This window comes from Vibrio floridensis (assembly GCF_021852965.1).
Classification (GTDB): domain Bacteria; phylum Pseudomonadota; class Gammaproteobacteria; order Enterobacterales; family Vibrionaceae; genus Vibrio; species Vibrio floridensis.
Map to the genome: position 1 here is coordinate 1 of NZ_JAKGCY010000008.1, position 24,171 is coordinate 24,171.

At 46.9% G+C, this 24,171-nt stretch carries 20 protein-coding genes and 1 tRNA gene; 1 reads left to right on the forward strand and 20 read right to left on the reverse strand.

All coding sequences use genetic code 11. The annotated features are described in order from the left end of the window. Positions 1 to 101: 101 nt before the first annotated feature. From LZU85_RS13060 to pncC, 7 genes are all read right to left on the reverse strand, one after another. Positions 102 to 193 (reverse strand) — tRNA-Ser (locus tag LZU85_RS13060). 380 nt (positions 194 to 573) lie between these two features. Further along, positions 574 to 765 carry a carbon storage regulator CsrA gene (gene csrA / locus LZU85_RS13065; protein ID WP_011079528.1) on the reverse strand — a complete coding sequence of 64 codons (192 nt, stop codon included), beginning with the start codon at positions 763 to 765 and terminating at the stop codon, positions 574 to 576. 91 nt (positions 766 to 856) lie between these two features. Then, positions 857 to 2,044, reverse strand: a complete 1,188-nt coding sequence (locus tag LZU85_RS13070; protein WP_176298494.1) for an aspartate kinase — start codon at positions 2,042 to 2,044, stop codon at positions 857 to 859. Between the two features lie 195 nt (positions 2,045 to 2,239). Next, positions 2,240 to 4,822 carry an alanine--tRNA ligase gene (gene alaS / locus LZU85_RS13075; RefSeq protein WP_237287240.1) on the reverse strand — a complete coding sequence of 861 codons (2,583 nt, stop codon included), beginning with the start codon at positions 4,820 to 4,822 and terminating at the stop codon, positions 2,240 to 2,242. Between the two features lie 179 nt (positions 4,823 to 5,001). Continuing rightward, complete coding sequence (recX, locus tag LZU85_RS13080; protein ID WP_237287241.1) at positions 5,002 to 5,463, reverse strand: recombination regulator RecX; 462 nt, start codon at positions 5,461 to 5,463, stop codon at positions 5,002 to 5,004. Positions 5,464 to 5,567: 104 nt separating this feature from the next. Next, complete coding sequence (gene recA, locus LZU85_RS13085) at positions 5,568 to 6,617, reverse strand: recombinase RecA (protein ID WP_026130625.1); 1,050 nt, start codon at positions 6,615 to 6,617, stop codon at positions 5,568 to 5,570. A gap of 133 nt (positions 6,618 to 6,750) precedes the next feature. After that, entirely contained in the window at positions 6,751 to 7,254 is a 504-nt protein-coding gene (gene pncC / locus LZU85_RS13090) for a nicotinamide-nucleotide amidase (protein ID WP_237287242.1), read from the reverse strand. 83 nt (positions 7,255 to 7,337) lie between these two features. Here pncC and mutS point away from each other — a divergent pair, with 83 nt between their 5' ends. Then, a complete protein-coding gene (gene mutS, locus LZU85_RS13095; RefSeq protein ID WP_237287243.1) occupies positions 7,338 to 9,899 on the forward strand; it encodes a DNA mismatch repair protein MutS in 2,562 nt (853 codons plus the stop codon). A 75-nt stretch (positions 9,900 to 9,974) separates the two neighbouring features. Here mutS and rpoS read toward each other — a convergent pair whose 3' ends face one another. From rpoS to rlmD, 13 genes are all read right to left on the reverse strand, one after another. After that, positions 9,975 to 10,967, reverse strand: coding sequence for an RNA polymerase sigma factor RpoS (rpoS, locus tag LZU85_RS13100; protein ID WP_176298491.1), 993 nt, complete (start codon positions 10,965 to 10,967; stop codon positions 9,975 to 9,977). 79 nt (positions 10,968 to 11,046) lie between these two features. After that, positions 11,047 to 11,943 (reverse strand): peptidoglycan DD-metalloendopeptidase family protein, encoded by an 897-nt coding sequence (locus LZU85_RS13105; protein WP_237287291.1) that lies wholly within the window; start codon positions 11,941 to 11,943, stop codon positions 11,047 to 11,049. Between the two features lie 43 nt (positions 11,944 to 11,986). Further along, positions 11,987 to 12,613 carry a protein-L-isoaspartate(D-aspartate) O-methyltransferase gene (locus tag LZU85_RS13110; protein ID WP_011079519.1) on the reverse strand — a complete coding sequence of 209 codons (627 nt, stop codon included), beginning with the start codon at positions 12,611 to 12,613 and terminating at the stop codon, positions 11,987 to 11,989. A 2-nt stretch (positions 12,614 to 12,615) separates the two neighbouring features. Beyond that, positions 12,616 to 13,383 carry a 5'/3'-nucleotidase SurE gene (gene surE, locus LZU85_RS13115; protein ID WP_237287244.1) on the reverse strand — a complete coding sequence of 256 codons (768 nt, stop codon included), beginning with the start codon at positions 13,381 to 13,383 and terminating at the stop codon, positions 12,616 to 12,618. 5 nt (positions 13,384 to 13,388) lie between these two features. Next, positions 13,389 to 14,432, reverse strand: coding sequence for a tRNA pseudouridine(13) synthase TruD (truD, locus tag LZU85_RS13120; protein ID WP_103277991.1), 1,044 nt, complete (start codon positions 14,430 to 14,432; stop codon positions 13,389 to 13,391). 35 nt (positions 14,433 to 14,467) lie between these two features. After that, on the reverse strand, positions 14,468 to 14,944 hold the full coding sequence (gene ispF / locus LZU85_RS13125; protein WP_011151152.1) for a 2-C-methyl-D-erythritol 2,4-cyclodiphosphate synthase: 477 nt from the start codon (positions 14,942 to 14,944) through the stop codon (positions 14,468 to 14,470). Further along, complete coding sequence (ispD, locus tag LZU85_RS13130) at positions 14,941 to 15,654, reverse strand: 2-C-methyl-D-erythritol 4-phosphate cytidylyltransferase (RefSeq protein WP_060530752.1); 714 nt, start codon at positions 15,652 to 15,654, stop codon at positions 14,941 to 14,943. The genes ispF and ispD overlap by 4 nt, the downstream gene beginning before the upstream one ends. Continuing rightward, the gene (ftsB, locus tag LZU85_RS13135; protein ID WP_011079514.1) at positions 15,654 to 15,935 is read right to left on the reverse strand and encodes a cell division protein FtsB; all 282 of its coding nucleotides are present in this window, start codon (positions 15,933 to 15,935) and stop codon (positions 15,654 to 15,656) included. Before ftsB ends, ispD begins: the two co-directional genes overlap by 1 nt. Before the next feature lie 242 nt (positions 15,936 to 16,177). After that, positions 16,178 to 17,479, reverse strand: a complete 1,302-nt coding sequence (gene eno, locus LZU85_RS13140; RefSeq protein WP_026130622.1) for a phosphopyruvate hydratase — start codon at positions 17,477 to 17,479, stop codon at positions 16,178 to 16,180. A gap of 77 nt (positions 17,480 to 17,556) precedes the next feature. Further along, positions 17,557 to 19,194: a CTP synthase gene (locus tag LZU85_RS13145; RefSeq protein ID WP_017422607.1), complete on the reverse strand. Its 1,638-nt coding sequence runs from the start codon at positions 19,192 to 19,194 to the stop codon at positions 17,557 to 17,559. A 191-nt stretch (positions 19,195 to 19,385) separates the two neighbouring features. After that, on the reverse strand, positions 19,386 to 20,195 hold the full coding sequence (gene mazG, locus LZU85_RS13150; RefSeq protein WP_237287245.1) for a nucleoside triphosphate pyrophosphohydrolase: 810 nt from the start codon (positions 20,193 to 20,195) through the stop codon (positions 19,386 to 19,388). Between the two features lie 232 nt (positions 20,196 to 20,427). Then, positions 20,428 to 22,653 (reverse strand): GTP diphosphokinase, encoded by a 2,226-nt coding sequence (gene relA, locus LZU85_RS13155; RefSeq protein ID WP_176298489.1) that lies wholly within the window; start codon positions 22,651 to 22,653, stop codon positions 20,428 to 20,430. 95 nt (positions 22,654 to 22,748) lie between these two features. After that, positions 22,749 to 24,065, reverse strand: a complete 1,317-nt coding sequence (gene rlmD / locus LZU85_RS13160; RefSeq protein ID WP_237287246.1) for a 23S rRNA (uracil(1939)-C(5))-methyltransferase RlmD — start codon at positions 24,063 to 24,065, stop codon at positions 22,749 to 22,751. Between the last annotated feature and the right edge of the window lie 106 nt (positions 24,066 to 24,171).

Sequence of the window (24,171 nt, forward strand, 5' to 3'; positions counted from 1 at the left end):
CGCTCGAGAGGATTCGAACCTCTGACCGCCTGGTTCGTAGCCAGGTACTCTATCCAGCTGAGCTACGAGCGCGCAATCTATCGTAAAACGATTCGCAAGAATGGCGGTGAAGGAGGGATTCGAACCCTCGATACGGGATAAACCGTATACTCCCTTAGCAGGGGAGCGCCTTCAGCCTCTCGGCCACCTCACCGTCTTGCGGAGGCACATATTACGATTTACCAAAAATAAGTCAAACATTTTCTTTGAAAAAATAGCGCAATACCGCTCAAGCGTTGGCTATTTAATCAATGCGTGTGATTAATGAACTTTATTGCTGTAAAAACAACCTTTAATCAAGAAAACGACCTTATTGCTGCCCGATGAAATGCACGACCAAATGAGCAAATTATCTGAGCTATGGCTCACGAAATTTTCTTGTGCTAAACACGAAGCTGCCCCTTCTTAAATTGCCAAGTTGGAAGTTGCTTCACCCCTTTACTTTCTAATACTCGGAACAAAAGCATTTAAGAAATTGCAAATATAAAAAAAGGCTGACCTTGATGGCCAGCCTCTATCATTCAAAGATTAAGCTTAGTAGTTACCAGGGGTAACGTTGCCTTTCTCAGCCTGAATGCGCATGTAGATCTCTTCACGGTGTACAGAAACGTCTTTGGGAGCGTTCACACCAATACGAACCTGGTTGCCTTTCACACCCAGTACCGTCACTGTCACTTCGTCACCAATCATTAGTGTTTCGCCTACGCGGCGAGTCAAAATTAGCATTCTTTGCTCCTTGAGTAATCTCTAAATCTCTAGCTACGAGGCTATTATCCAACAAAAGTTATATTTTCGTAAACTACCATGTTTGTGAAAATTAACCTAAAAAGGCTTGTTTCTGCTGAATATTTAAGGCTTCGTTAGAACTAATATAAGCATCGTGCAGTATATTTGCTGCCTGATCGACACTCTCAGGAGATACAACCAACATACTGGACAACGGCGTCACACTTTGATGACGAATCGAAATTCCTCGAGTAGTTAGCGCATCACATGCGTGTTGCATCAACGAATTCGCTTCCAGACCGACGACGGTCAGCAAGCTTACTGCTTCACTATTACGGATTTTATCGTTGAAAACCAGATCCAACTTAGCACAAGCATCCTGTTTTATCATGATACCTGCCCAATCTGTTTCTTCGATCACATTCCAAATTTCAATACCTAACATTTGGCATTGTTTTGTCAAACCGGACAAAGACTCTTTAGAGACTTTAATGACGGCAAGATCGCGCTGCAGAGCTATACCGCAGACAGCTTGTGTGCCAGTCTCTCCCTTGACCAAACTCCCTTCGTTAATATCGAAGGTCGAAAGCACGCGCAGCGGCACTTTATTTTTCCATGCATATTGCACACACGGTAGATGCAGTACCTTAGCTCCCTTTCTAGCCATCTCTTCCATAGAAGGAAAATCAATGATGTCTAGCTTCTGAGCCGTTTTAACCACACGTGGATCACACGTATATATACCATCAACGTCGGTAAAGATTTGACATTCATCGGCAGCCAATGCGCCTGCTAATGTCACAGCACTCGTATCGGAGCCGCCTCGACCTAAAGTGGTGATATCCCCATTTTCATTCACACCCTGAAAACCTGCGACAATCACGATCTGATCTTGTTCAAGCAGCTCGTTAATTGGCTTAGTATCAATGTGTTTAATCGTTGCGTCATTGTGCTGAGTATCCGTCACAATGTTCGCTTGTGCTCCGGTAAGTGAGCGCGCTGCATAGCCTAATTTATTCAGCGTCATTGCTAGCAGTGCCATAGACACTTGCTCACCAGCAGAGAGCAAAACATCAAGTTCCCGGGCCGTAGGTACACTATCTACCTGCTTAGCCAAATCCAATAGTCGGTTGGTTTCACCTGCCATCGCAGAGACAACAACGACAACTTGATTACCATCATTTTTCGCCTTAATGATGTGTTCAGCCACTGTATGAATTCTTTCAATCGACCCCATAGAGGTTCCGCCGAACTTTTGCACGATAAGGGATTTTTTCACCAGTCTTCACCTTCCCAAGACCAAAGTCTCATTCGGACCACTTCCTAGCTGCTCTCACAGATATTCCGCAGTAGTTACAATAAAAACCAAGCAACGTAATTGGCTTGTGTAAATTTCCGCCAATTAAACCACTTGGTTAGCACAAAAAAAATACGCTCAATCAAAAAACTTTGATTGAGCGTAATAATTTATAAATTAAAGACGTTCAGCGATCCACGCGTCGACAGATGCCAGAGCTGAAGGTAGAGCTGAGCTATCGGTACCACCAGCCTGCGCCATATCTGGGCGGCCACCACCTTTACCACCCACTTGCTGCGCAACCATGTTAACGAGCTCGCCCGCTTTCACTTTTGAAGTCAAATCTTGGGTCACACCCGCGATCAGCCCCACTTTATCATCAGCAACGTTACCCAACATAATGATGCCGCTGCCCATTTGGTTTTTCAGCTCATCCACCATGCCGCGCAGTGCTTTGTTATCAGCACCGTCAAGCTTCGCTACTAAGACTTTCACACCCGCAATTTCTTTTACTTGATCAATCAAGTTTGCGCTGGCTTGTGAAGCCAACTTGTCTTTAAGCTGTTGAATCTCTTTCTCTAGCGACTTCGCTTTATTCGCTGCATCTTGAAGTTTCTCTTCGAACTTACGAGCTTGAGCGTCAATCGTCTCCAACGCAGCTTCGCCAGTTACCGCTTCAATACGGCGAATACCTGCCGCAATACCACCTTCTGAAGTGATCTTGAACAAGCCAATATCACCGGTATTTGATGCGTGAATGCCACCACAAAGTTCGGTAGAGAAATCACCCATAGACAACACACGAACTTCGTCATCGTATTTCTCACCGAACAGCGCCATAGCCCCTTTCTGCTTCGCCGATTCGATGTCCATGATGTTGGTTTCAATGGTATGGTTACGACGAATCTGAGCATTCACAAGACGCTCAACTTCTTTCAGCTCTGCTGCCGTAACCGCTTCTAGATGTGAGAAGTCAAAGCGTAAGTTCTCTGCCTTCACCAATGAGCCTTTTTGCGCTACGTGCTCACCAAGCACTTGGCGTAGAGCGGCGTGAAGCAAGTGCGTCGCAGAGTGGTTAAGTGAAATGGCAGCGCGGCGCTCAGCGTCCACGATCGCAGTAACTTGATCACCTTTTGCCAATACACCTTCAACCAACACACCGTGATGCGCAATGGCATTACCCAACTTCTGGGTGTCTTCCACTTGGAATAGACCGGATTCTGTTTTCAACACGCCGCTATCGCCACATTGGCCACCTGATTCAGCGTAGAAAGGCGTTTCTTGCAGAATGACCATCGCTTTGTCGCCTGCAGAAAGCGTTGCGGTCTCCTCACCTTCAACAAACAGAGCAACCACATCGCTACGCTCTTGTGTTGAGGTGTAACCACAAAATTCAGATTGTGCGTCTACTTTGATTTTCGCGTTGTAATCGGTGCCAAATTGGCCAGCTTCACGAGCACGCTGACGCTGCTCTTCCATCGCTTTCTCGAAACCAGCTTCGTCGATAGTGAACTCTCGTTCACGAGCAACATCGTTCGTTAAGTCAGCAGGGAAACCGTAAGTGTCATAAAGCTTGAATACCGTCTCACCGTCAAGTTCTTTACCTTCAAGTGCATCGAGTGCTTCATTGAGGATAACCATGCCGCGCTCTAGTGTGCGGCCAAAGTTTTCTTCTTCGATGCGAAGTACTTTTTCAACAACCGCTTGTTGCTTCTTCAGTTCGTCCGCGGCACTGCCCATCGCTTCAGCCAATACGCCGACAAGTTTGTGGAAGAATACGCCTTGTGCACCTAGCTTGTTACCGTGACGAACAGCACGACGAATGATGCGACGTAGCACGTAACCACGACCTTCGTTTGAAGGCATAACGCCATCCGCGATTAGGAATGAACAAGAGCGGATGTGATCTGCGATAACGCGTAGCGACTGGTTTGATAGGTCTTCACAACCCACGATTTCAGCTGTCGCTTTGATTAGCTTTTGGAACACATCAATTTCATAGTTTGAATGTACGCCCTGCATGATGGCAGAAATACGCTCAATGCCCATACCGGTATCAACAGACGGCTTAGGAAGCGGCTCCATCGTACCATCGGCATGGCGGTTGAACTGCATGAAAACGTTGTTCCAGATTTCGATGAAACGGTCACCATCCTCTTCAGGAGTGCCAGGACGACCGCCCCAAATGTGTTCACCGTGGTCATAAAAGATCTCAGTACAAGGACCACACGGGCCCGTGTCACCCATAGTCCAGAAGTTGTCTGACTCGTACTGCTTGCCACCTTTTTTATCGCCGATGCGAATGATGCGATCTGCTGGAACACCGACTTTTTGGTTCCAGATATCAAAAGCTTCATCATCCGTTTCGTAAACCGTGACCAAAAGGCGATCTTTTGGCAGTTTTAGCGTCTCAGTTAGGAATTCCCAAGCAAAAGCAATCGCCTCTTCTTTGAAGTAGTCACCAAAGCTGAAGTTGCCTAACATTTCAAAGAAAGTATGGTGACGAGCGGTAAAACCTACGTTTTCTAGGTCATTGTGTTTACCACCTGCACGTACGCAACGTTGAGCCGTAGTTGCTCGAGTGTAGGCACGCTTTTCGGCGCCTAAGAAGCAATCTTTAAATTGGTTCATACCTGCGTTAGTAAATAGCAGGGTTGGATCGTTATGTGGAACCAACGATGAACTGTCTACGATTTGGTGTCCTTTGCTCTCAAAGAACTTGAGGAACGCGTTACGAACCTCATCAGTGCTCATGTACATGCAGCTCTTCCTGAAAATAGTCGAGTTAGAATTTTGCCGTATTGTAGATCATGCTTAAAGCTTCGACTAGTTTTCTTATGGAAAAGAGCGGATGAAATGAAAAAATCGTTTAATCGCGGGAAATCATGATTTCTTCACGAATGTGAGGAGAGAAAATTGGCAGGGAACTGACGGAAACATTATGCTTCATCGCTCAAAGCATAACGTATCTGTTCAAATGAAAAACCACGATATTGGAGAAAGCGAACTTGTTTTGCATACTCTTTTTGTTCTTTGGTCTTCACTCCGTTGAACTTTTTCATCGCAACGGATTTAGCTAACTCAAACCAATCTTGTGGCTCTTCCGCAAATGCATTTTCAACGACAGAATCAGACACTTGTTTAAGCGATAACTCCTGCCGTATGCGTCTTTCGCCATGCCCTTTTCCAACGTGTTGTCGAATTTGGCTTTTGGCATAACGAAGATCATCGAGATAACCATGTTCCAAGCAAAAATGCATTGCACTTTCAATGTCTTGACTTGCATACCCTTTAAGTGTGAGCTTTTGCTTCAACTCATACTGACCATGATCTCGTCGACTGAGCAGTTGGATCGCCGTGTCTTTGCAACCCATCATTGGTGGCGTAAAACGATGATGCATCAGAACTCCTTAAAACGGGGAATAAAGTGATGGCAATGAATCCGAAATGGAAAAGAGAAGAAAAAAGCCCTGCATTGCAGGGCTTAATAAAATAGAGGCTGGAATTAAAACTCTTCTTGCTCTGGCATTTCTTCGACTAACTCTGCCGATTCATCGCTGATGTTTGCTGAAGAAAGCAACAATTCACGCAATTTCGTATCCAATACTTTTGCTACATCTACGTTTTCTTTCAGGTACTTACAAGCGTTCGCTTTACCTTGGCCAATTTTGTCGCCGTTATAGCTGTACCAAGCGCCTGATTTTTCAATCAGCTTACATTTCACGCCTAGGTCAATCAGTTCACCTTCGCGGTTAAAGCCTTGGCCGTACATAATTTGAGTATTGGCTTCTTTAAACGGCGCAGCGATCTTATTCTTCACCACTTTGATACGCGTTTCGTTACCCACTACCTCATCACCTTCTTTGATCGCACCAGTACGGCGAATATCAAGGCGAACAGAAGCGTAGAATTTCAGTGCATTACCACCCGTTGTGGTTTCTGGGTTACCAAACATCACCCCGATCTTCATACGGATCTGGTTGATGAAGATACACATACAGTTAGACTGCTTTAGGTTACCCGTTAGCTTACGCATCGCTTGAGAGAGCATACGAGCTTGGAGACCCATGTGCGAGTCGCCCATCTCACCTTCGATTTCTGCCTTTGGCGTCAATGCTGCAACAGAGTCGACAACAATAACGTCAACCGCACCTGAGCGAGCAAGAGCATCACAGATTTCCAATGCTTGTTCACCGGTGTCAGGCTGAGATACCAACAACTGGTCGATATTAACGCCAAGCTTCTTCGCATACACAGGATCCAACGCGTGCTCGGCATCGATAAACGCACAAGTTTTGCCTTCACGTTGAGCCGCAGCGATCAGCTCAAGGGTCAACGTGGTTTTTCCTGAAGATTCTGGACCAAAAATTTCAACGATACGGCCCATTGGTAAGCCACCAGCACCCAGCGCAATATCCAGAGATAGTGAACCTGTCGAGATGGTTTCAACATCCATCGCACGGTTGTCACCTAGGCGCATGATTGAACCTTTACCGAACTGCTTTTCAATTTGACCTAGTGCGGCGGCCAGTGCCTTCTGTTTGTTCTCGTCCATTACTCTCTCCAGATAGTCACTCTCAGGTGATAGGTAATTATGTCGAAATAGGGTCGACAATGTTTGTCATGTTGGGGTTCATTATACTGTTGATTTGTACAGTGTCCACCCCTGTATAAAAAAATTTCGCCTGTTATTGACGTTCACTGCCATTTTTCAGTAGCGCATCACACAAGACTTTTAAACTGTATTCAATCGCTTGTATGCGAACTTTTGCTCTATCGCCAGCAAAATAGCAGGTCTCACACCGTAGCCATCCATGCTTATCCGCAAAACCAAAACAAACGGTGCCAACAGGCTTTTCCGGGCTACCGCCGCTCGGCCCTGCAATGCCGCTAATGGAAACCGCGATAGTTGCATTCGAATGGGCTAAAGCCCCCAGTACCATTTCTTTGACCACCGCCTCCGAGACCGCACCAAAGTCGGCCAAGGTTTTTTCTGCCACCCCCAGCATTTCTTGTTTTGCTTCATTGCTGTAAGTGACAAATGCACGATCAAACCAACCCGAGCTGCCTGCGACTTCCGTGACCATGTTTGCAACACCACCGCCAGTACACGATTCGGCGGTAGCCAACACTTCACCTTGTTGCAAAAGACGCTCACCCAGTTGTTCTGATAATTGTATTAGTGATTGCATGCCGATTTCCCTTTTCTCTCTTTTACACTATCAGTGATTCACGTATCCTAAGCCGCAAACTGTCCAAACTAAAGATAAAAACCGTGAAAGCTGAACAACAACATACCCCAATGATGCAGCAATACCTCAGATTGAAGGCTGAAAATCCTGATATTTTGCTGTTTTATCGCATGGGCGACTTCTACGAACTTTTTTACGATGATGCAAAGAAGGCGTCGCAGTTGCTGGATATTTCTCTCACCAAGCGCGGCGCTTCGGCAGGAGAACCCATTCCGATGGCAGGTGTGCCATTTCATGCCGTTGAAGGGTATTTAGCCAAATTGGTTCAGCTTGGGGAATCGGTCGCGATCTGCGAACAAATTGGCGATCCTGCCACCAGTAAAGGCCCAGTAGAGCGTAAAGTCGTTCGTATTGTCACGCCAGGTACGGTAACGGATGAAGCTTTACTGTCTGAACGTTTGGATAACTTAATTGCCGCGATTTATCACCACAATGGTAAATTCGGCTACGCCACCTTGGATGTCACCTCTGGTCGTTTCCAATTGATTGAACCTCAGTCAGAAGAGGCAATGGCAGCTGAGTTACAACGCACCTCTCCGCGTGAGTTACTCTTCCCAGAAGATTTTGAGCCCGTTCATTTGATGACAGGCCGTAACGGCAACCGTCGTCGTCCAGTTTGGGAGTTCGAACTCGAAACGGCCAAACAACAGCTCAACCAGCAATTTGGCACCAAAGACTTGGTCGGTTTTGGCGTAGAAAATGCGGTTTTAGGATTGTGCGCCGCAGGTTGCTTGATCCAGTATGTCAAAGATACTCAACGTACAGCACTGCCTCATATCCGCGCGCTTACTTATGATCGGCAAGACGACTCGGTTATCCTTGATGCCGCGACCAGACGCAATCTCGAGCTGACTCAAAACCTTGCTGGCGGAAGTGACAACACGCTTGCTGCGGTTTTGGATCGTTGTGCGACGCCGATGGGAAGCCGGATGCTGAAACGTTGGATCCATCAACCAATGCGCTGTATTACCACGCGAGAGCATCGCCTAGACGCCATCGCCGAACTGAAAGAACAAGCTCTATTTAGCGATATTCATCCTGTGGTGAAACAAATCGGCGATATTGAACGTATTTTGGCTCGCTTAGCACTCCGCTCTGCTCGTCCACGCGATCTCGCGCGATTACGCCATGCGATGCAGCAGCTACCCGAATTGGCTCAGACGTTGTCTTCACTGGGCAATAGCCATCTCAAATCACTGGCCACGGCAGCCGCTCCAATGGATGATGTGTGCGAATTGCTCGAGCGTGCCATTAAAGAAAACCCGCCGGTTGTGATTCGCGATGGTGGGGTCATTGCCGAAGGGTACAGCGCAGATTTGGATGAATGGCGCGATCTTGCAGACGGTGCCACGGGCTACTTGGAAAAACTCGAAGAGGAAGAGCGTGATCGCCACGGTATCGATACACTGAAAGTGGGATACAACAATGTCCACGGCTTCTACATCCAAGTAAGCCGCGGTCAAAGCCATTTGGTTCCACCACACTATGTTCGCCGTCAAACGCTGAAAAACGCTGAACGCTACATCATTCCTGAACTGAAAGAGCACGAAGACAAAGTTCTCAACTCAAAATCAAAAGCATTAGCCATTGAAAAGCAACTGTGGGAAGAGCTCTTTGATTTATTGCTCCCTCACCTAGCTCGTTTGCAAGAGTTGGCAGCAGCGGTTGCACAATTGGATGTATTGCAAAATTTGGCGGAGCGTGCTGATACGCTGGATTATTGCCGCCCAAATTTAACCAAAGATCCCGTCGTTCACATTACCGCGGGTCGTCACCCTGTGGTTGAACAAGTCACTTCCGATCCCTTTATTGCCAACCCAATTGAACTGAACAGCCAACGTAAGATGTTGATCATCACCGGTCCAAACATGGGGGGTAAGTCCACCTACATGCGCCAAACCGCATTGATTGCTTTAATGGCGCACATTGGTTCTTACGTTCCTGCAGAATCGGCCACCATTGGCTCTATTGATCGCATCTTTACTCGAATTGGTGCATCGGATGATCTCGCGTCAGGTCGTTCAACCTTCATGGTAGAAATGACAGAAACAGCCAATATCTTGCACAACGCGACAGCAAATAGCCTAGTTTTGATGGATGAAATTGGCCGTGGTACCAGTACCTATGATGGCCTTTCCCTAGCGTGGGCAAGCGCACACTGGCTTGCGACTCAGATTGGGGCAATGACGCTATTTGCGACGCATTACTTTGAACTGACAGAACTGCCAAATCAACTTCCTCACTTGGCCAACGTGCATCTTGATGCGGTTGAGCATGGCGACAGCATCGCCTTTATGCACGCCGTACAAGAGGGGGCGGCAAGCAAATCCTACGGTTTGGCGGTTGCGGGGTTAGCGGGCGTTCCAAAAACGGTGATTAAAAACGCCCGTCAAAAATTGTCTCAACTTGAGCTACTCAGCGCAGAGGGTTCGCAGCCGAAAGCAAGAACAGTGGATATCGCTAACCAATTGAGCCTTATTCCAGAGCCAAGTGAAGTAGAACAAGCGTTGGCCAGCATCGATCCGGATGATCTGACCCCACGCCAAGCGTTAGAAGCCCTATATCGTTTAAAGAAAATGCTCTAACGTTTTTAAACGAACCTCACTAAAATGACAAAAGGCTATGATTCCATAGCCTTTTTTCTATTGGAGAATGCAAATTCAATCCATATCGATATCAAACAAGTTTTCCATATTCAAACCTTGTTTGATCAGAACTTCACGGAGGCGACGTAACCCTTCAACCTGAATCTGGCGTACTCGCTCGCGAGTTAAACCAATCTCTTGCCCAACCTCTTCCAGCGTTGAAGGCTCATAACCCAACAAACCAAAGCGACGTGCCAACACTTCTTTTTGTTTCGGATTGAGCTCTTCCAACCAATGAATCAAGGAAACACGCATGTCTTCATCTTGCGTTGAAACCTCTGGGTCAGAGTTGTTTGCATCAGGAATAATATCCAATAACGCCTTCTCCCCATCTCCACCAATCGGTGTATCGACAGAACTAATGCGCTCGTTCAAACGTAGCATTTTGCTCACATCGTCAACCGGAATCTCCAGTTGTGCAGCGATCTCTTCAGCGGTTGGCTCATGATCGAGTTTTTGAGAAAGTTCACGCGCCGTACGTAGATAAATGTTCAGCTCTTTAACAACATGGATAGGTAAACGGATGGTTCGAGTCTGATTCATTAAAGCGCGTTCGATGGTTTGGCGAATCCACCATGTCGCGTAAGTCGAGAAGCGGAAACCACGCTCTGGATCGAATTTCTCTACCGCGCGGATCAAACCAAGGTTACCCTCTTCAATCAAATCAAGCAGTGCAAGACCGCGATTACTGTAACGGCGAGAAATCTTAACCACTAGACGTAAGTTACTTTCAATCATACGTTTACGCGCGGCTTCATCGCCTCGCAAAGCACGACGAGCATAAAGGACTTCTTCTTCTGCGGTTAGTAACGGTGAAAAGCCAATCTCACCCAAATAAAGTTGGGTCGCATCTAAGCTTTTGTTGTTGGTATCAAAGTCCTCACGGAGTGAGACTTTATCATCGGAAAGTTCTTCTTTTTCATTCACTTCAATATCATCGTTAAAATCATCATCCATCTGATTAACATCGAAGTCTTTAACTTTGGTTACTGTGTTGCTGATACTCATAACGCCTCCCCATGGCGAGTTAGCAAGACATTACAACTTTAAATGTCGCTAGTTGTGTCGCAAGTTGCTCAAAGTTGAATTAGGGTAAGTAGCGCTTTGGATTCACTGACTTCCCTTGATATCGGATTTCAAAATGCAACATCACTGTTTTTGCTCCAGAGCTGCCCATCGTGGCGATTTGTTGCCCAGCTTTCACTGATTGACCTTCCGATACCAGTAACCGATCGTTATGCGCATAGGCACTGAGGTAATTATCGTTATGTTTGACAATAACTAAATTGCCATAACCTCTTAGTGCGTTACCCGAATAAACAACCGTACCTTCTGCCGTTGATACGATGGCTTGACCTCGCTGTCCTGCGATATCAATGCCTTTATTTCCTTGTTCTCCTGCAGAGAAGTTTTTGATTACTCTCCCTTTTGTTGGCCACTGCCACTTGGCTATTTTTTGGTTATTTGCCGGTGGTGGTGAAGTGACGGGTTTAACATTTTCTTTACCTTTTGAACCAACATACTCCTTTGGTTTGGATTGATCAATCCCCTTAACTGGATCTTTTTTAACCACCTGAGGTTCGGATTTAGTGTTTTTTGAAGTAGAGTTTTTATTCGACTTTTGTGGTGTTGTAGGGGCTGGTTTAGGAGCTGTCACAGCGACAGTTGACACAGCAACCACAGTGGTAGCAGGGGTTTCTACCGTGTGGCCATAATTAGGTGCGACATAAGCAGGTGCCCACAACTTGAGTTTCTGGCCCGGATAAATCGTGTAAGGCTCGGTCAAATTATTGAAACGGATTAACTCATTTACATCTTTATCTGTGACGTAGGAAATAAAATACAGCGTGTCGCCCTTTTCAACCTCGTAGTAACTACCACGATAGCTACCACGATCAACCGCGTTATAGTCTTTACCTAAACCCGTTACCGGTGCAGGAGTATGCGCAGCGCAGCCTACCAGTAAAGCTGCACTGAAAATCATTGACCCACGTAAATAAAGACGCTTACTCACACCTAATCTCAAATTATGCCAAGTCTCCGGCGATCAGCGGCACAAAGTTCACCGCTTCAATCACTTGGGAAACAAACTGATCTTTTTGACGCTCAATCAAGATCAACTGCTGCTCATCCGTACCGACAGGGAGTACCATGCGGCCACCATCATTCAATTGTTGAAGTAACACCGGTGGAACACTTTCTGCTGCGGCGGTCACAATGATCGCGTCAAAAGGTCCTTTATTTTCCCAGCCAAGCCAGCCGTCGCCATGCTTAGTCGAGACATTGTAGATATCCAACTGTTTTAAGCGACGTTTTGCATCCCATTGTAAAGACTTGATGCGCTCAACAGAATATACATGCTCAACCAGAAGCGCTAATACTGCGGTTTGATAACCCGATCCAGTGCCAATTTCCAATACTTTACTGTCTCTTTTGAGACGCAAAAGTTCCGTCATTTTGGCCACAATATAGGGCTGAGAGATCGTCTGACCTTGACCAATAGGCAATGCGTTGTTGTCATAAGCCTGATGCATCATAGCTTGTGACAAAAAACACTCTCTCGGTACACGAGCGATGGCAGATAGCACTTCGCTATCACGGATGCCATTGACCGCTAAGAAATGAACCAATCTTTCTGCTTGAGGATTGCTCATGATTACTTTTCCTTTAGCCAAGTATCCATCGCTCGGAGCGATTCATGGGCAGTTAAATCAACTTGCAGTGGTGTAATGGACACATAGCCTTGTTCAATCGCATGAAAATCGGTTCCCTCCCCCGCATCTTGCTCTTTACCCGGAGGGCCTAACCAATAGATTTCGTGACCACGGGGATCAAGCTGCTTGATCATATTCTCTGCATGATGGCGCGCGCCTAAACGAGTCACTCGTATCTCTTTTAGCTGTTCGAACGGCAGATCCGGAATATTGATATTCAATAAACGATTGGTCGGAATAGGTTTCGCTAAATGTTGCTCAACGATCCGCTTAGCAATGGTTGCCGCGGTTTTAAAGTGGGTTTTGCCAACCAAAGAAAAAGCGATCGACTGCACGCCAAGAAAATGTCCTTCCATCGCTGCGGCGACCGTACCCGAATAAAGCACGTCATCCCCCAGATTGGCGCCATGATTGATGCCACTTAACACTAAGTCTGGGAGATCATTTTTCAGTAGTTCGTTTAAAGCAAAATGGACACAATCTGTCGGCGTGCCTTGCACTGAATAAATATTTTCTTCAACACAGGTCACTCGCAATGGCTGTTCCAGTGTTAACGAATTCGACGCTCCTGAGCGATTGCGATCCGGAGCAACGATGATCACTTCTGCCAATGTTCTTAGCTCACTGGCTAACGTGCGAATACCTTCTGCGAAAACGCCATCGTCATTACTCAGCAAAATGCGCAGCGGTTTAGCTTGCTTATCTTCCATGATAATTAGAATTCTCTTTCAAACGCGATTTCTTGCACTAGCTCGCGGATAATAGACGTAGCAAAAGAGCCTGCATCGAGCGAGAAAGTCAGGATGATATTATTGCCATCCACTTGCCAACTGAGATTGGCTGGCTTCAATGCGATCGCTCGGCGATCGTGTCTCATGCGATTGCCGCGAATCAGCGCCATAAGATCGGGTTCAGCATCTAAGAACACTTGCTCTAGCGCCAACGCGTCATCTTGAGTCGGCAAGGCATTATCGCCAGCCAAGGCACCACTGATCACCAAGTCGCCAGCATCATATTGAGACTGGAGATCCGCATGATTTTCTGCACTCACCAATAGCTGTTCATCCCCCTTAAACAGGATGTCGCCAAGCAAAACCTTATCAAACCGTGATTGCTCAAGTCGCGCCGAGACAATTAAGTTGAAGATCCACGAACGCGCAGCAGACAAGTAGAGGCTACGTTGATTTTGATTGCGGCTACGAACATTGTCTCTACCCCAACGTTTTGCTTCTTGCAGGTTATTGCCATTGTTACCAAAACGCTGATTACCGAAGTAATTTGGAACACCGAGTTTTGCAACCGTCTCTAGACGTTTGAGCACATCGTCCACATCCGAGACTTCGGATAGCGTCACAACAAAATCGTTCCCAACAAGGTCTCCAGGACGTAATTTCTTGTTATGACGAGCGGTCGTGAGAATTTCAATCGATGGGTACTGTGCGAGGAAAGCGGAAAAATCCGGTGTTTCCGCTTTAGGCAAATGGACACTAAGCCATTGTTCCGTCACCGCGTGGCGATCTTTCAAGCCAGCCCAGCTGACGTCTTTTGATTTCACGCCACATGCTTTCGCCAATTCATTGGCAACAAAGGAGGTGTTCTCACCAGTTTTTCGAATGCGCACCATCAAGTGCTCACCAGAACCAGTGAACTCAAAACCTAAGTCTTCTCTTACCTGAAAATGTTCTGGTTTTGCTTTGATTTTTGCTTGTGCGGTTGGTTTACCCGCTAAATAGGCCAGAGAAGCCAAAGTGTCTGTCATAGAACTATCCACTGCCAGTTTTGCTAATGCTAATATTATTGCTTAATCAGTAACACAACGGCTTCCGTTGCAATACCTTCTTTGCGTCCTGTAAAACCCAAACGCTCGGTTGTTGTCGCTTTGACATTAATGTTACGAATATCGGTTTCCAAGTCGTGAGCAATGGCTTCACGCATGGCATCGATATAAGGGGCCATTTTGGGTGCTTGCGCAATGATGGTCACATCCGCATTCCCCAGTTTGTAACCTTGTTCTTTGACTCGGCGATAAACGTCTTTCAACAATTCTCGACTGTCTGCCCCTTTCCATTTGTCATCCGTATCTGGGAAATGGCGACCAATATCACCCGCGGCAATCGCCCCCAGCAGAGCATCGCTTAACGCATGTAAAGCAACATCACCATCGGAGTGAGCAATGAGTCCTTGTTCATAAGGAACCGCAACACCACCGATGATAACCGGGCCTTCGCCACCAAATTTGTGTACATCGAAACCGTGACCAATTCTAATCATTTTCTATCCTTTTCTCGGCTCAAATAAAATTCCGCTAAAGCGAGATCTTCAGGTTGAGTGACTTTGATGTTACTCGAACACCCTTGAACTAAAGCTGGCAGCTCTCCTCGCCACTCTAGCGCAGAGGCTTCGTCGGTAATCGCCACACCTTGCGCCAACGCATCGCTTAGCGCGTCTGTCAGTACTTCGGCTTTGAACATTTGCGGCGTTAAGGCATGCCAAAGTGCATTGCGATCCACTGTATGGTCGATCATTTGTTGTGCGTTGGCGCGCTTCATGGTGTCACGTACGGGCGTCGCCAAAATCCCACCCGTTTCATGCGAGGAGCAGCGTTCAATCAAGGCATCAATATCTTGATGAGCAACACAAGGTCTTGCTGCATCATGCACGAGAACCCAATCCGTTTTTTGTGGCTGCTGCGAAAGGAAACGTAACGCCGATAACACCGAATCTGCACGCTCTTTCCCACCAGCGACACGAATGATATCGGGATGCTGCGCAATGGCGAGCTCTGAGTAATAGGGGTCGTCTTCACTCACGGCAACGACGACTTGTGTAATGGCCGGGTGAGAGAGCAACCTTTCGATGGTATGTTCTAAAATGGTTTTGCCGTGAATCTGCAAATACTGCTTTGGTCGATCTGCCTTCATTCGACTGCCGACACCAGCGGCTGGTACCACTGCAACCAATGACGTCATACTACGCGCCATTATTGATTCTCCTCACCGACAATGCGATAGAACGTCTCACCTTCTTTCAACATACCCAGCTCGTGACGAGCACGCTCTTCAATGGCATCGAGACCTTGCTTCAAGTCATCTATCTCTGCGTACATTTCACTGTTTCTTGCCTGCAACTTGGTGTTCACCAATTGCTGCGCTTCAATATCACTTTCAATCGTGTAGTAATCGGAAACCCCATTTTTACCAAACCACAGGGTGTACTGCAGCCAGCCAAACAGTAAGGTTAAAACGAGAATAAACAGTCGCATGGCAATTTACTTATGACTTATTAGAAGGAAAGATTGATCAAGCCCTGTTTATAGCACAATTAGCTCATTGGCTCTAGAGAGGGTTAGACAGAAGAAAGTGAAGAGAATGACAGAGCCTTATGCACGGTCACTTTTATTTATCGAAGATAGGGGGACTCGCGGAAATATTGGCGATAAAAAAACACCCCGCAAACGCGAGGTGCTTTTAAAGTTTCAAACTAAGCGATTAATTCTGTTGAGAATTAAGCTTGGCCTTTCACTTCTTTAAGACCGTTGAAAGGAGCACGACCAGCTAGAGCTTCCTCGATACGGATTAGTTGGTTGTACTTAGCAACACGGTCAGAACGGCTCATAGAACCAGTCTTGATTTGACCTGCTGCAGTACCTACCGCTAGATCAGCGATAGTTGCATCTTCAGTTTCGCCAGAACGGTGAGAGATTACTGCTGTGTAACCTGCGTCTTTAGCCATCTTGATTGCAGCTAGAGTCTCAGTTAGAGAGCCGATTTGGTTGAACTTGATTAGGATAGAGTTAGCGATGCCTTTCTCGATACCTTCAGCTAGGATCTTAGTGTTTGTAACGAATAGATCGTCACCAACTAGTTGGATCTTGTCGCCTAGAAGTTGAGTTTGGTGTGCGAAACCAGCCCAATCAGACTCGTCTAGACCATCTTCGATAGATACGATTGGGAATTGCTCAACTAGACCAGCTAGGTAGTGGTTGAACTCTTCAGAAGTGAACGTTTTGCCTTCACCTTTCAAGTTGTAGATGCCAGCTTCTTTGTCGAAGAACTCAGATGCTGCACAGTCCATAGCAAGAGTAACGTCTTTACCTAGCACGTAACCCGCAGCTGCAACTGCTTCTGCGATAACTTCTAGCGCTTCAGCGTTAGACTTAAGGTTAGGAGCGAAACCACCTTCGTCACCAACTGCAGTGTTGTAGCCTTTAGACTTAAGAACTTTAGCTAGGTTGTGGAATACTTCCGCACCCATGCGAACTGCTTCTTTCAGAGTTTTTGCGCCAACTGGTTGGATCATGAACTCTTGGATGTCAACGTTGTTGTCAGCGTGCTCACCACCGTTGATGATGTTCATCATTGGTAGAGGCATAGAGAACTGACCAGCAGTACCGTTTAGCTCAGCGATGTGCTCGTATAGAGGCATGCCTTTAGAAGCAGCCGCTGCTTTAGCGTTAGCTAGAGAAACAGCTAGGATTGCGTTCGCACCAAACTTAGATTTGTTTTCAGTACCGTCTAGCTCGATCATGATAGCGTCGATCGCTGCTTGATCTTTCGCATCTTTACCAACTAGAGCGTCAGCGATTGCACCGTTTACCGCTTCAATCGCTTTAAGAACACCTTTACCTAGGAAACGTGCTTTGTCACCGTCACGTAGCTCAAGCGCTTCGCGAGAACCAGTAGATGCGCCAGATGGAGCTGCCGCCATACCTACGAAACCGCCTTCTAGGTGTACTTCAGCTTCAACAGTTGGGTTACCACGTGAGTCGATGATTTCACGACCTAGAACTTTAACGATCTTAGACATTAATGTTTCCTCTCGTTCAAATATAAATGTCAAATTTAAAGGGCGGCAGCACAACCTTTGCAACCGCCCGTATCCTTTTACTTCAGTTCGCCGCGCGCGTTTTCACCCGCTGCTTTAATAAAGCCAGAGAACAGTGGGTGACCGTCACGTGGCGTAGAAGTGAACTCTGGGTGGAACTGAGCAGCCACAAACCATGGGTGGTTCGGGTTCTCGATCATCTCAACCAGTTTCTTGTCCGCAGACAGACCAGATACTTTTAGGCCTGCTTTTTCAATTTGTGGACGAAGATTGTTGTTCACTTCGTAACGGTGGCGGTGACGTTCATGGATCGTATCGCTACCGTATAGCTCACGAGCTTTAGTGCCTTTCGCTAGGTGACATAGTTGCGAACCTAGACGCATCGTACCACCAAGATTTGACGATTCAGTACGTTCTTCCACGTTACCTTCACTGTCCACCCATTCCGTGATCAAACCTACCACAGGGTACTTGGTGTCTTTGTTAAATTCTGTTGAATGTGCACCTTCCATACCCGCAACGTTGCGCGCGTATTCAATCAGTGCCACTTGCATACCTAAGCAAATACCTAGATAAGGAACCTTGTTCTCACGAGCGTATTTCGCCGCAAGAATCTTGCCTTCGATACCACGGTCGCCAAAACCACCAGGTACAAGGATTGCGTCAAGTCCTTGCAGAACTTCAACGCCTTTGGTTTCTACGTCCTGAGAGTCTACATATTTAATGTTAACGCTCAAGCGATTTTTCAAACCTGCATGTTTAAGCGCTTCGTTTACTGATTTATACGCATCAGGTAGTTCGATGTATTTACCCACCATACCGATAGTAACTTCACCAGTTGGGTTCGCTTCTTCGTAAATCACCTGTTCCCATTCAGACAGATCCGCTTCTGGCGCAGAAATGCCGAAACGTGCACAAACGAGATCATCAAGACCTTGAGATTTGATCAGTTGAGGGATCTTGTAGATAGAATCTACGTCCTTCATGGAGATTACCGCTTTCTCAGGAACGTTACAGAACAGCGCAATCTTCTTACGCTCGTTCGCTGGGATCATGCGATCTGAGCGGCAAACTAGGATATCTGGCTGGATACCGATTGATAGCAGCTCTTTAACAGAGTGCTGAGTCGGTTTTGTTTTCACTTCGCCTGCGGCTGCAAGGTAAGGAACAAGTGTTAGGTGCATGAACATAGCGCGTTCACGGCCGATTTCAACGGCTAGCTGACGAATCGCTTCCATAAATGGTAGAGATTCGATATCACCAACAGTACCACCCACTTCAACGATCGCAACGTCATGACCTTGAGAACCATTGATCACGCGGTCTTTGATATCGTTTGTGATATGAGGGATAACTTGGATAGTTGCACCTAGATAGTCACCGCGACGCTCTTTCGCGAGAACGTCTGAGTAAACACGACCTGCAGTGAAGTTGTTGCGCTTAGTCATCTTAGTGCGGATGAAACGCTCGTAGTGACCAAGGTCTAGGTCTGTTTCGGCGCCATCTTCTGTAACGAACACTTCACCATGTTGAGTTGGGCTCATTGTGCCTGGATCAACGTTGATGTAAGGGTCAAGCTTCATCATAGTCACTTTAAGACCACGAGCTTCTAAAATCGCTGCAAGAGATGCTGCTGCAATACCTTTACCTAGAGAGGATACAACCCCGCCAGTAACAAAAATGTAATTTGTCGTCATGTTTAACCTGAAATTGGTTGAATGAGGGAAACGGATTTCTTCTGGACGGGACGAAAATATACCAGAAGACCCTAACCGCCACAACGTGAAATCTATCACACGCCAATTTTTTATTTTTTGCTTCAAATCAAAGTGGATAAACACCAATCGAGTTGAATAAAAAATAGTTGAGTCAAATGTGTCTCAAATTTCTACTCGGCAGCTTGACTGCGTTCCGCGCGCTTCACTTGATCCCAAATGGCATCCAACTCTGCTAAATCGCACTCTTCAAGCTTCTTACCTTTTGCGTGCACGCCTTGCTCTACTTGCTTGAATCGATTAGAAAACTTGAGATTAGCTTTGCTCAATGCCGCTTCTGGATTGACCTGCAAATGACGCGCTAAGTTGACGGTGGCGAACAGCAGATCCCCCAGTTCAAGCTCCACTTTTTCCTCATCGACATCGACTTGAAGCGCCTCTTCCACCACTTCCTCAATTTCTTCTTTGACTTTGTCGACCACAGGTCCGAGTGAATCCCAATCAAAACCATAATGAGCGCATTTTTTCTGAATCTTTGTAGCACGCATTAATGCAGGTAGAGAGTTTGGTATTGAGTCTAGAATACTTTGCTCATTTTTGCCTACTTGCGCCTTCTCTTTGGCCTTTTCCGCTTCCCAATTGGCTTTTATTTCTGCTTCTGTCTCAAATTCGACTTGACCAAAGACATGGGGATGACGGCGGGTCAGTTTTTCGTTCACGGTCTCTACCACTGCGGAAAAATCAAACAACCCCTGCTCTTTTGCTAACTGGCTGTAGAAAATCACCTGGAACAACAGATCGCCCAACTCTTCCTGCAAATTAGGCCAATCGCGATTATGAATCGCATCCACCACTTCGTACGTTTCTTCGATCGTGTGAGGAACAATGGTGTCGAAACTCTGTTTTAAATCCCAAGGGCAACCACTTTGCGGGTCACGCAGCTTCGCCATGATTTGCTCTAATTGTTCAATTGGATGACTCATTTTCTGTTCCTTAACCCTTTCTATCTAAAGAAAAAGGTGAGTAGTCAAAACCACTCACCTTAAATTACTTCGCTTACAACACTGCGTGGATTTTTATCAATACTCGCCTTTCACTAAGTAATTGTTGTTTTGACAAGGCAACAAGCTTTCGAGGCTCCTGAGCATGGTTCACCATGTGATTGAGCGAGAAAGCGAAGTTAACGCAGTAAAAACAGCAAGTACGACTTGAAAGTTAGCCTAGGCGTTTTACCAACATCACATCCTTGATCTGCTCAACACGTTTCATGATGCGAGTCAGCACTTCAATGTTGGTCACTTCGAGTTCGAAATCCATCACATTGAGATGGGTGCGGTAATCAAGCCGACTCTTCATGCTGATGATTTTGATTTTCTCATTCGCCAACATGGTGGTGATGTCTTTTAGCAAACCACTTCGCTCCATCGCCTCGACACGAACGGTCAACATGTAGGAGCCGACAACATCACGCCCCCAGACGGTATCTATGATACGTTCTGGTGCATGGTGACGTAGCTCTTCAAGCTGTTCACAATCGGCTCTGTGTACTGAGATGCCACGACCTTGCGTGATGTAACCACAGATCTCATCACCCGGTATTGGTTGACAGCAACGAGCTAAGTGAGACATCAGGTTATCGACCCCTTGCACAACCACGGCATCTTTGCGTGGACGAGTTGGACTACCTGCCGCTTTATTGCCCGCTTCTTGCAGTTTTTCGAGTGCTTGACGATCTTCTTCTTCAGCCGTTAGCTTGTTCACTAAGGCATTAATATGATTCAAGATTTGGTTAATGCGCAAATCGCCACTGCCCACACCCACGTACAACTCATCGGCTGACTTCACGTTAAAACGTTTTACGGCGTACTGCTCTGCATCTTTTAGCGTTGCACCAATTTTCGCCAGTTCGTTTTCAAGGATCTCACGGCCAGCTTCGAGGTTTTTCTCACGGCTCTGTTTGCGGAACCAAGCGTTGATTTTCGCCCGAGCACGACCTGAGGTCACAAACCCCAATGACGGGTTTAACCAATCGCGGGACGGGTTCGGCTCTTTCTGGGTGATAATTTCCACTTGATCGCCCATGTTGAGTTTATGGGTGAATGGGACGATGCGCCCAGCCACCTTGGCACCGATACAACGATGGCCCACCTCTGAGTGAATATGGTAGGCAAAATCAAGTGGTGTCGCGCCCATTGGCAAGTCAACAACATCACCACGCGGGGTAAAGGCGTAAACGCGGTCATCAAACACTTGGCTGCGCAGCTCGTCGAGCATTTCGCCCGAGTCTGACATCTCTTCTTGCCAATCCAGCAGTTTGCGTAGCCAGGTGATTTTCTCATCGTAACCACTGCGACCGCTGCTGCTGCCTTCTTTGTATTTCCAGTGCGCGGCAACCCCGAGTTCCGAATCTTCATGCATCTGCTTGGTGCGGATTTGGATCTCGATGGTTTTGCCTTCTGGGCCGAGTACCACGGTATGAATCGACTGGTAACCATTCGGTTTTGGGTTGGCGACATAGTCGTCGAACTCACTTGGCAGATGCTTATATTTGGTGTGCACCACACCCAATGCGGCGTAACAATCTTGCAGTTTATCGGCAATAATCCGCACCGCACGCACGTCAAACAGCTCATCAAACTCTAAGCTCTTCTTCTGCATTTTGCGCCAAATACTGTAGATGTGTTTAGGGCGACCACTGACTTCGGCGTTAATGCCGCACTCTTTCATTTCTTCAGAAAGGTCATCGACAAAGTCTTTGATGTATTGTTCGCGCACAATACGACGTTCAGATAACTGCTTAGCAATTTGCTTGTAGGTATCTGGCTGTTGATAGCGGAAAGCGTAATCTTCAATTTCCCACTTTAACTGACCAATGCCTAAACGGTTGGCCAGTGGTGCATAGATATTGGCACACTCTTTGGCTGCGGCGCGGCGCACTTCATCTGGCGCTTTTTTCACTTCAATCAGATTGCAGATACGCTCAGCCAATTTGATGACCACGCAACGGAAGTCATCCACCATCGCCAGCAACATGCGACGCACATTGTCGACTTGCGCAGAAGCCGCACTGCCTTCAAGAGTGATGTTTAGCTGGCCAATCGCCGCCATTTCATCCACACCATCAATCAGCTTGATGATCTCTTTACTGTAGTGCTCTTCTAATGGCTCGCGTGCAAAAGCACCACTTGAGACTAATGGGAACAGTTGCGCGGCAACCAAGGTGGCCTTATCCATGGATAAGGTGACGAGAATTTCAATCATTTCTCGTCCCCGCCACAACAGAAGTTCGGCGTGTTCATGACCTTGCAGAATGGTCTGACAGTGGCGATAGACTTCAATAAGGCGCTTGGAGACGCCCGCGTCTTGTTTCAGGCTTGCCACCCAGCTTTCCAGCTCAAACTGTTCGTTTTGATTCAAATGTGCGCTTCTTACCGCAACCATCTTATTATCCTAATATTGCTTTTTCAGTTTCGACTAACAGCATCCCAGTTAGTTCGTTTTGTCCCAATCAAACGATGGCTTTCTCACCATGTAGTTTACTTTTCAAACAGCGCCATCGATTCGAGGTGACTGGTATAAGGGAACATGTCCAACATACCTAATTTGGTTAAGCGATAACCTTGCTCCAACAGGCTTTGGCTATCCCTTGCAAGGGTAGCAGGATTACACGAAACATAAACCACTCTTTTCGCACCGAGTGCGGAAACCTGCTCGATGATACCGCTTGCGCCAGCCCTTGCTGGATCGAGTAAAATCTTATCAAACTTCTCGCTCGCCCAAGGCTGCCCGACAAAATCCTGCTCCAGATTAGCGTGGAAAAATTGCGCGTTATTGATTTGGTTCAAAGAGGCGTTGATTGCTGCTTTTTGCACCATGTCATCCACCCCTTCCACCCCAGTCACCAACTTAGCTTTACTGGCGATCGGCAAGCTAAAATTGCCTAGACCACAGAAGAGATCTAACACACGGTCGCTGCTTTGCGGGTCTAACCACTCAAGCGCTTGAACCACCATCTGTTGGTTGACCTTCTGGTTCACCTGAATAAAGTTGTTTGGCTCAAATGGCACTTTAAAGCCAATTTCTTGGTAGTATGGCGCTTCGCCAGAAATACGTTCGAGCTGATCGCTTGCAGGCATAAGGTAAAGCGTAGCTTGATGTTGTTCTGCACATTGACGTAGCTTAGCCACGTCTTCATCCAACAATGGGCCTGTATGTCGAAGTGTGATGACCGCACCGTTGTCTGCCGCAACCAGTTCAACATGGCCTAAGTGTTCAGGATGGTGGAAATGGCTCAAGATCGCTTTCAGTTCTGGCAGCAAGCACTCAAGCTCAGCCACTAATACCGGGCACTCAGTAACGTTTTCGATTTGCTTGCTCTGTTTACGGCGGAATCCAAACTGCAACTGACGCGATTTTTTGTCCCACATCAGGCTGACGCGCGCACGACGACGATACGCCTTCTCAAGCCCCGTTACTGGTGGTGATAAAAGGATCTCACTGCCGGAGAATTTCTTCATCAGTTGCAGCAGAGTGCGCTGCTTATAAGCCAGTTGGGCTTGGTAATCCATGTGCTGCATGTCGCAACCACCACACTGATTAAAATGAGGGCAGAATGGTTCAACACGTTCGGCCGCCGGTTTAAGCAATTTGATCAGTTTACCGCGCGCAAACTTACTTTTACTCTCCGTCAGCTGCGTCACTACCTCTTCCCCCGGTAAAGTGCCATCAATAAAAAGCGGCTTTTTGTTGAGATAGGCGATCCCCGCCCCTTGATGGTCGAGTTTTTCCACCAACACCTGCTGATGTTTGCTTTCGGGTTGAAGTTTCTTTTTCGGTTGGAAAAAACGTGCCATGCTCAATTACCTGAATGATTTACTCAAATTTGTTTTACCGCTTCACTATTCTGCTGCGCAGCCGTTGTGCCTGTGAGCGGTTGTGATTATGCTTAGCGACTATCCG